Source organism: Microbispora amethystogenes (genome assembly GCF_016863015.1).
Taxonomy (GTDB): domain Bacteria; phylum Actinomycetota; class Actinomycetes; order Streptosporangiales; family Streptosporangiaceae; genus Microbispora; species Microbispora amethystogenes.
Genome location: NZ_BOOB01000037.1, coordinates 175,640 through 182,866 on the forward strand (window position 1 = coordinate 175,640; position 7,227 = coordinate 182,866).

Annotated in this window: 9 protein-coding genes; 5 read left to right on the top strand and 4 right to left on the bottom strand. The window is 74.6% G+C overall.

What is annotated here, in order from left to right; genetic code table 11:
- Positions 1-1,782: an N-acetylglutaminylglutamine amidotransferase gene (locus Mam01_RS23875; RefSeq protein ID WP_204287434.1), complete on the top strand. Its 1,782-nt coding sequence runs from the start codon at positions 1-3 to the stop codon at positions 1,780-1,782.
- Positions 1,782-3,656 (top strand): S9 family peptidase, encoded by a 1,875-nt coding sequence (locus tag Mam01_RS23880; protein WP_204287435.1) that lies wholly within the window; start codon positions 1,782-1,784, stop codon positions 3,654-3,656. The genes Mam01_RS23875 and Mam01_RS23880 overlap by 1 nt, the downstream gene beginning before the upstream one ends.
- A gap of 51 nt (positions 3,657-3,707) precedes the next feature.
- Here Mam01_RS23880 and Mam01_RS23885 read toward each other — a convergent pair whose 3' ends face one another.
- Positions 3,708-3,917, bottom strand: a complete 210-nt coding sequence (locus Mam01_RS23885) for a hypothetical protein (protein WP_204287436.1) — start codon at positions 3,915-3,917, stop codon at positions 3,708-3,710.
- Positions 3,918-4,038: 121 nt separating this feature from the next.
- Positions 4,039-4,686 (bottom strand): hypothetical protein, encoded by a 648-nt coding sequence (locus tag Mam01_RS23890; RefSeq protein ID WP_204287458.1) that lies wholly within the window; start codon positions 4,684-4,686, stop codon positions 4,039-4,041.
- Between the two features lie 74 nt (positions 4,687-4,760).
- Between Mam01_RS23890 and Mam01_RS23895 the strand changes: the two genes are divergently transcribed.
- On the top strand, positions 4,761-4,940 hold the full coding sequence (locus tag Mam01_RS23895) for a hypothetical protein (protein ID WP_204287437.1): 180 nt from the start codon (positions 4,761-4,763) through the stop codon (positions 4,938-4,940).
- Between the two features lie 42 nt (positions 4,941-4,982).
- Here Mam01_RS23895 and Mam01_RS23900 read toward each other — a convergent pair whose 3' ends face one another.
- Together Mam01_RS23900 and Mam01_RS23905 are read right to left on the bottom strand one after the other, a co-directional pair.
- Positions 4,983-5,735: a sulfite exporter TauE/SafE family protein gene (locus Mam01_RS23900; RefSeq protein ID WP_239101549.1), complete on the bottom strand. Its 753-nt coding sequence runs from the start codon at positions 5,733-5,735 to the stop codon at positions 4,983-4,985.
- Between the two features lie 127 nt (positions 5,736-5,862).
- The gene (locus Mam01_RS23905; RefSeq protein ID WP_204287438.1) at positions 5,863-6,306 is read right to left on the bottom strand and encodes a protein-tyrosine phosphatase family protein; all 444 of its coding nucleotides are present in this window, start codon (positions 6,304-6,306) and stop codon (positions 5,863-5,865) included.
- 203 nt (positions 6,307-6,509) lie between these two features.
- On the opposite strand from Mam01_RS23905, the gene Mam01_RS23910 reads away from it, so the two are divergent.
- Together Mam01_RS23910 and Mam01_RS23915 are read left to right on the top strand one after the other, a co-directional pair.
- Positions 6,510-7,028 (top strand): hypothetical protein, encoded by a 519-nt coding sequence (locus tag Mam01_RS23910; RefSeq protein WP_204287439.1) that lies wholly within the window; start codon positions 6,510-6,512, stop codon positions 7,026-7,028.
- A 6-nt stretch (positions 7,029-7,034) separates the two neighbouring features.
- The coding region (locus Mam01_RS23915; RefSeq protein WP_204287440.1) for a hypothetical protein at positions 7,035-7,227 on the top strand (193 nt) is incomplete at its 3' end.

Sequence of the window (7,227 nt, forward strand, 5' to 3'; positions counted from 1 at the left end):
GTGTGCGGACTGAGCGGCGAGATCCGCTTCGACGGGCGGCCGGCGGACATCGGCGTGGTGGGCAGGATGACCGACTCCATGCACGAGCGCGGCCCCGACGGCTCGGGACTGTGGGAGTGGGGGCCGGTCGCCCTCGGCCACCGGCGCCTGAAGATCATCGACCTGTCCGACAAGGCCGCGCAGCCGATGGCCGACCCCGCCCTCGGACTGACGGCGGTCTTCAACGGCTGCCTGTACAACTACCGTGAGCTGCGCGAGGAGCTGCGGGGCGAGGGCTACCGCTTCTTCTCCACCTCCGACACGGAGGTGCTGGTCAAGGCGTTCCACCGGTGGGGCGCCGACTGTGTGCGCCGGTTCGCCGGGATGTTCGCGTTCGCCGTGTTCGAGCAGGCGACCGGGCGGCTGACGCTCGCCCGCGACCGCCTCGGCATCAAGCCGTTGTACGTCTCCGGGAACGGCGACCGGCTGCGCTTCGCCTCGACCCTGCCCGCGCTGCTGGCGGGGGGCGAGGTGTGCACGGACATCGACCCGGTCGCGCTGCACCACTACATGACCTTCCACTCGCTGGTGCCGGGCGAGCGCACGATCCTCGCGGGGGTGCGGAAGCTGCCCCCGGCCACCGTCCGCACGGTCGAGGCGGACGGCTCCTCCCGTGACACCGTCTACTGGGACCCGCCCTTCACCCGGCTGCCGGAGCACGAGGGGATGGACGCCGCCGACTGGCGCGACGCCGTGCACGACCGGTTGCGTGCGGCCGTACGGCGGCGGATGGTCGCGGACGTGCCCGTCGGCGTGCTGCTGTCGGGCGGCCTCGACTCCAGCGTCATCGTCGCGATGCTCGCCGAGGAGGGCCAGCGCGACCTGTCCACGTTCAGCATCGGGTTCCACGGGGCCGGGGGCGACGCCGGGGACGAGTTCCGCTACTCCGACCTGGTCGCCGACCATTTCGGCACCGACCACCACCGCATCCTCATCGAGGACTCCCGGCTGCTGTCGGGCCTGCCGGACGCCGTACGGGCGATGAGCGAGCCGATGGTCAGCCACGACTGCGTCGCCTTCCACCTGCTGTCGCACGAGGTGGCCAGGCACGTCAGGGTGGTGCAGTCCGGGCAGGGCGCCGACGAGGTGTTCGCCGGATACCGCTGGTTCCCGCCGCTCGCCGCCGTGCCCCGCGAGGAGGCGTTCGCGACATACGCGAAGGAGTTCTTCGACCAGCCGCACGAGGACCTCGCGGGCATCGTGGCTCCGCAGTACCTCGTCGACGAGGACGTGAGCGGGGAGATCATCCGCCGCCACCTCGCCCGTCCGGGCGCGGAGACCGCGCTCGACGCGGTCCTGCGCCTGGAGACCCGGCTCATGCTGCCCGACGACCCGGTCAAGCGGGTCGACAACATGACCATGGCCCACGGGCTGGAGGGCCGCACCCCGTTCCTCGACCACGAGCTGGTCGAGCTGGCCGCGGCGTGCCCGCCGGAGCTGAAGCTCGTCGGGGGCGGCAAGGGGATACTCAAGGAGGCCTCCCGCGCGCTGCTGCCGCGCGAGGTGGTCGACCGGCCCAAGGGCTACTTCCCGGTGCCCGCCATCAGGCACATCGACGGGCCGTTCCTCGACCTGGTGCGCGACGCGCTCACCGCGCCCGCCGCCCGCGAGCGGGGCCTGTTCGACAAGGCGTACGTCGAGGACCTGCTGGAGAACCGGGAGGCCAGCCGCACCACGACGGGTGTCAACATGCTGTGGCAGCTCGGGCTCCTGGAGATGTGGCTGCAGGCGCAGGGAGTCTGATGTCGGCGGAGGCCCTCGGCGTACGGACCTCGGCCCTCGGGGACTCCATCGGGGAGGCGGTTGGGGACGCGGCGCTGAGCGCCTGGAGCTGCCGGGCGCCGTCGCTCGCCCCCGACCGCGGCGCGGTCGCGTACGTCAGCGACCGGGACGGCGTGCCCCGGGTCTGGATCAGGCAGTTGCGGCGGGGCGGGCGGGCGCGGCCGGTCGCCACCGGGCCGGAACCGGTCGCGGAGGTGAGCTGGTCGCCGTCCGGGGAACGGCTGGCCGTCCTCCTCACGCCGGGCGGCGGCGAGCACACGCAGGTCTGGACCGTGCGGCCCGACGGCGGCGACCTGCGCCCGCTGGCCGCGCCGGAGGGCGGGTCGGCCTGGTTCGTCCGCTGGACCGGCCGCGGCGACCTGCTCCTGGCCGCCGAGGTCGCGGCGTCCGGGACGGCCGAGGCGCTGCTGGTCGACGCGGCGACCGGAGGCCGGGAGACGGTGGCCCGCGGGCCCCTGCTGCACCCGGAGGCGGTCAGCCGCGACCACGCCCGGGTGCTGCTGCGGCGCGGGCCGCGCGGGGTCCGGCGGATGTACGTCAGGGAGCTGACGCCAGAAGCCACCGGCCCGGGGGGCGAGCGGCCGCTGCTGGCGGACCTGCCCGGCTCCACCGACTACGGCGTCCTGTCCCCCGGCGGCGAGACGGCCTACCTGCTGTCGGACGCGGGGCGGGACCGCGCCGCGCTGCTGGCCGTCGCCGGGGACGGCCGCCCCGTCGTGCTCGCCGAACGCCCGGACGCCGAACTGGACATGTTCGCGCTGACCGCCGACGGCCGGCGCGTGGTGCTCGTGTGGAACGCCGCCGGCCGCTCCGAGCTCGAGGTGCTGGACACACCCGAGGCGCTGGAGACGCCGGATCGGGCCGGGAACCCGGTGCGGCGTCCCCTCCCCCCACCGCCGGGAGAGGTGGTCACCTCGATCAGGGTCTCGCGGGACGACCGGGCCGCCGTGCTCACGGTGGAGGGACCGGCCCAGCCGCCGCACGTCGTGCTGTGCGACCTGGACACCGGCCGCTACCGGCGGGTCGCCGGAGCCGGCCGGATCGCCGGGGCGGTGGACGCCGAGCTCGTACGGTTCCCCGCCCGCGACGGGCTGGAGCTCAGCGGCTGGCTCTACCGGCCGCCCGGGGCGGTGGGCCCGGCGCCGTACGCCGTGTTCCTGCACGGCGGGCCCGAGGACCAGGAACGGCCCACGTTCAACCCGCTCTACCAGAGCCTGCTGGCCGCCGGCATCGGCGTGCTCGCGCCGAACGTGCGCGGGTCTGCCGGGTTCGGCCGGGCCTTCCGCGAGGCGGACGACCACGCCCTGCGCTTCCGCGCGATCGACGACGTGGCCGACTGCGCCGCCTTCCTGGTGCGGGCCGGTCTCGCCGACGCGGCCCGGCTGGCCTGCCTGGGCTGGTCGTACGGCGGCTACCTCACGCTGGCCGCGCTCGTCACGTACCCGGGCCTGTTCCGCGCCGGGGTGGACGTCTGCGGCATGGCCGACTTCGCCACCTTCTACGAGCGCACGGAGCCGTGGATCGCGGCGGCGGCGGTCAGCGAGTACGGCCATCCGGAGGCCGACCGCGACCTGCTGCACGCCCTGTCGCCCCTGCACGCCTTCGACCGGCTGGCCACTCCGCTGCTGGTGGTGCACGGCGCGCGGGACACCAACGTCCCGGTGTACGAGGCCGAGCAGGTCGTCCGCGCGGCCCGGGCCAGGGGGGTGCCCTGCGAGGTCCTGCTGTTCGAGGACGAAGGGCACCAGATCCGGCGGCGGGCCAACCGGGTCACGTTCGTCAGGCGGGTGACGGACTGGCTCGACCGGCACCTGACCGGCGTGTTCCCCCGCTGAGCGGGGACCTCTCCCCCGTCCGCGTCCGGCGACCGGCGCGGCCCGGCACGCTCAGCGCGACTCGCGCAGCCTGGCGAGGTCGCTCTCCATCTTGGCGATGACCCGCTGGTAACCCTCCCAGCCGCACAGGCGGAGCAGCTCCGACTTCATGCGCAGCGTCTCCTCCTGCACCGCCTCCGGTCCCTGCCGCCGGATCGCGTCGAGCGCACTGCGCGCACGGCTCTCCTGGTCGCTGGCGTCGGCGAGACCTTCGCGTCTCATATCAGGAGCAGGCATGGGACCTTTCCTCCGGGTCTGGACGAACGGTGCCTACACCTGACGCGCTTTGACGCCGGGAGGTTGACGGCCCGGCGAAATATTGGCCACCGCGTTATCGGACGCGTTACCGGAGCGGCCGGACCTCCCCGCCGGGGACGTCGACCGCGATCTCGCCGCCCAGTCGGCGGCCGTCGTTCAGGACCAGGTTGTCGCCGCTCCAGAACCTGCCGGGGTCGTACCAGTTGGGCCGGCGGCCGCCCGGCAGCAGGCCCATCTCCTCGTAGGTCACGGCGACGACCTCAGCGCAGTAGGCCGTCTCCAGCGTCCGTTCTCGCGCCGTGCGTCCCTCCGGGTCACGTTTCCCCCGGCGGAGCACGGGGAGCGGCAGGGGCCGGAGCGCGGGCAGGCGCCCGCGCACCCAGCGCCCCGCCAGGCGGGCGGTGGACGGGAACGGCGTGCCGTCCAGCCGGGCGATCGTCCGCAGGACGGCGTCCTCCATCTCCCGGCCCACCGGCGGCTCAAGCTGGCGCAGCCAGGCGCGCTGGCCGTACCTCGCCGCCCAGACGCACACCGCGTCACGCATGTCGTGCAGTTGCACGCCGCGCTGGTGGGTGCCCGACCACATGTCCGGCAGCGACCGGCCGAGCTCCGCATGCCACATCAGCGGCGGCAGATCCTCGATGACGACGGCCATGCCCACGTGGTTGACCGGGCTGTTGGTGGTGACCTGGATGGCGCGGTCGGGCGCGCTGCGCCCCCGGAACACCCACATGTCACCGGTACGGACCAGTTCGAGTGCCTTGTCCAGGCTTATCCGCGTACGAGCCACGGCAGTAGCCTAGGCACATGCGGTGGTGGAAGATACTCGGCCTGGCGGCGTTCGCGGGCGTCGCGGCGACCGGCGTGGTGATCGCCCGTGCGGAGCGCCGGCGGCGCGCCTACACCCCGGAGGAGATCCGGACGCGGCTGCGCGCCCGGCACGCCGAGGCCGTCGCCGCGGCCCCGCCCTCCCCCGGCTCCCGATAGGTACGCCCGGTACGCGGCGCGGCCAGGGACGGCGGCGACCGCTCAGCCGCTCCGGTAGGCGTCGACGCCGAGCTTGACGGCGACCGCCAGACCGCAGATCGCGGCGGCGAGGCGCAGCGAGTCGCCGGGCAGGCGGCGGGCGATGGCGGGGCCCACCCAGCCGCCGAGGAGGAACCCCGCGGCGAGCGGCCCCACCGCGGCCCAGTCGACCGGGCCGAACAATGCGAACCAGACGGCCGCGACGGCGTTGGCGAGCGCTCCCACGAGGTTCTTCACCGCGTTGACCCTCGCCGGGGTGCGGTCGAGCGCGGCCGCGAGCACCGCGAACATGATGATGCCCCCGGCGGCGCCGAAGTAGCCCGTGTAGACCGCGACGCAGAAGACGGCGGCACGCAGCGCCAGGCCGCTCTCGCCGCCGAGGCTCGCCTGTCCCGCGCGGGGCGGGCGGAGCAGCAACAGCAGCGAGGCGCCGCCGACCAGCCACGGGGCGGCCATCTCGAACATCCGGGCGGGCGTGACCAGCAGCAGGCCCGCGCCGGCGGCGCCGCCCAGCGCGGCGGCGAGCCCCAGACGGCCGACGACCGTGCGCTGGCCCGCCAGCTCCGGCCGGGATCCGGCCGCCGCGCCCAGTCCGGTGAACAGCAGCGCGACCGTGTTGGTGACGTTCGCGGCCAGCGGCGGCAGTCCGAAGGCCAGCAGGGCGGGATAGGACACGACCGAGGCCAGGCTCACCACCGTGCTGACCACCCCGGCCACCAGACCCACGGCGGCCAGCCCCAGCACGTCGACGAACACAGACGAACCCAACCATATGGGCCATCGTCGGCCGTCGGCGGCCTCCTGCTCACCCTCACGCGCCTCGGGACGGTACGGCGGGTACGGCGCGGCGGGTGCCCTCGGCAGGTCGGCAGCGCACGGGGAGTCAGAGCGTGGGGAAGCGGAGCACCCAGCGGCGCTGCCAGGGCGTCTCGACGGCGCGCCGGTGATGGTTGGCCCGGGTCCAGGCCACGGCCTCGTGCGCGGGCACGCCCGAGAGGATCGCCAGGCACGCGATGACGGTGCCGGTGCGCCCGACGCCTCCGCCGCAGGCCACCTCCACCGCGCGGCCGTCGCGGGCGTGCCCGTGCAGCGCCCGGATGAGAGCGGCCGCGCTCTCCCCGTCGCGGGGCAGCAGGAAGTCGGGCCAGTCGATCCATTCGTGTGCCCAGGTGATCCCGGGGTCGTGCCGGCGTCTCAGCCGGGGACCACCGAGATAGAGGCCGAATTCGGGCGGGACGCCTTCGGGCGCGGGATACCTCAGACCGCGCCCGCGGACCCGGGTGCCGTCGGGCAGCGTGATGGCGCCGGGGAGAGGGGTCTCTGACATGCGCCCATCCTGCCCCGCCGAGGGGGGCTCGGGAGCGCCGGCGAAGCGTCGCCCGGGTTTCGGCTGCCCGGCCACCGACACCTGTTGACCCCGACGAGCAGGCGTGGCAGCAGGGCAGGCGCGCGGCCAGCGCGATCCGGCAGTGGACCGACGACCTGGAGTCCGCCGCCGGCGGTGTCGCGCCCGACTCCCCCATGCACGGCGTGGTCAGGCAGGTGGCCGACCGGGGCCGCCGCACGGCCGACTATCTGGAGACCGAGGGCCTGAGCGGCGCGGTGCGCGACGTGCAGGACTTCGCGCGGCGCCGTCCCGGCCTGTTCCTGGCGGGCGCCCTGGTGGCGGGGTTCCTGGCCGGGCGGGCGGTCAAGGCCGTCACCTCCGCCGAGGACCCGGCGCCCGAGAACGACGCGAGGCGGTTCGGCTCCGGCACCGCATACGGCTCCGCCACGGACCACGGGCGCGGCACCGCATACGGTCCCGGGTCCCCCTCACCCGTCCGGTACGGCGACGGCACCGGAAACGGCCTGACCGGGGAATCGGTCCCCGGGAGCACGGGCACCGGCGGTGCGGGGACCGGTGTCGCCTCCCCGTCGTACGGCAACGGCAATGGGTACGAGACCAGCGCCCGGTATCCGGGCGGCGATTTCCGCGACGGCCGCACCGACGGGTACGCGGACGGCTACGGGAACGGGCGGGCACAGCTGCGGATTCCCCGGAGGTGAGCCGCGATGAGCTACCCCAGCCCACCGGCGGAGCCCTCACTGGGCAAGCTGGGTCGGGTCAGCGGCCTCGGCAACGTCGTGACTCCTCCGCTCCCTGAAGGAAGCGGCTTCTCGCTAAGCCGCTTCCGCAGCGTCGCGAAGGGCAAGCCCTGCCCTGAGAATGTTCTTGGCCGCGTTCACGTCGGCGTGCGCCTCGTGA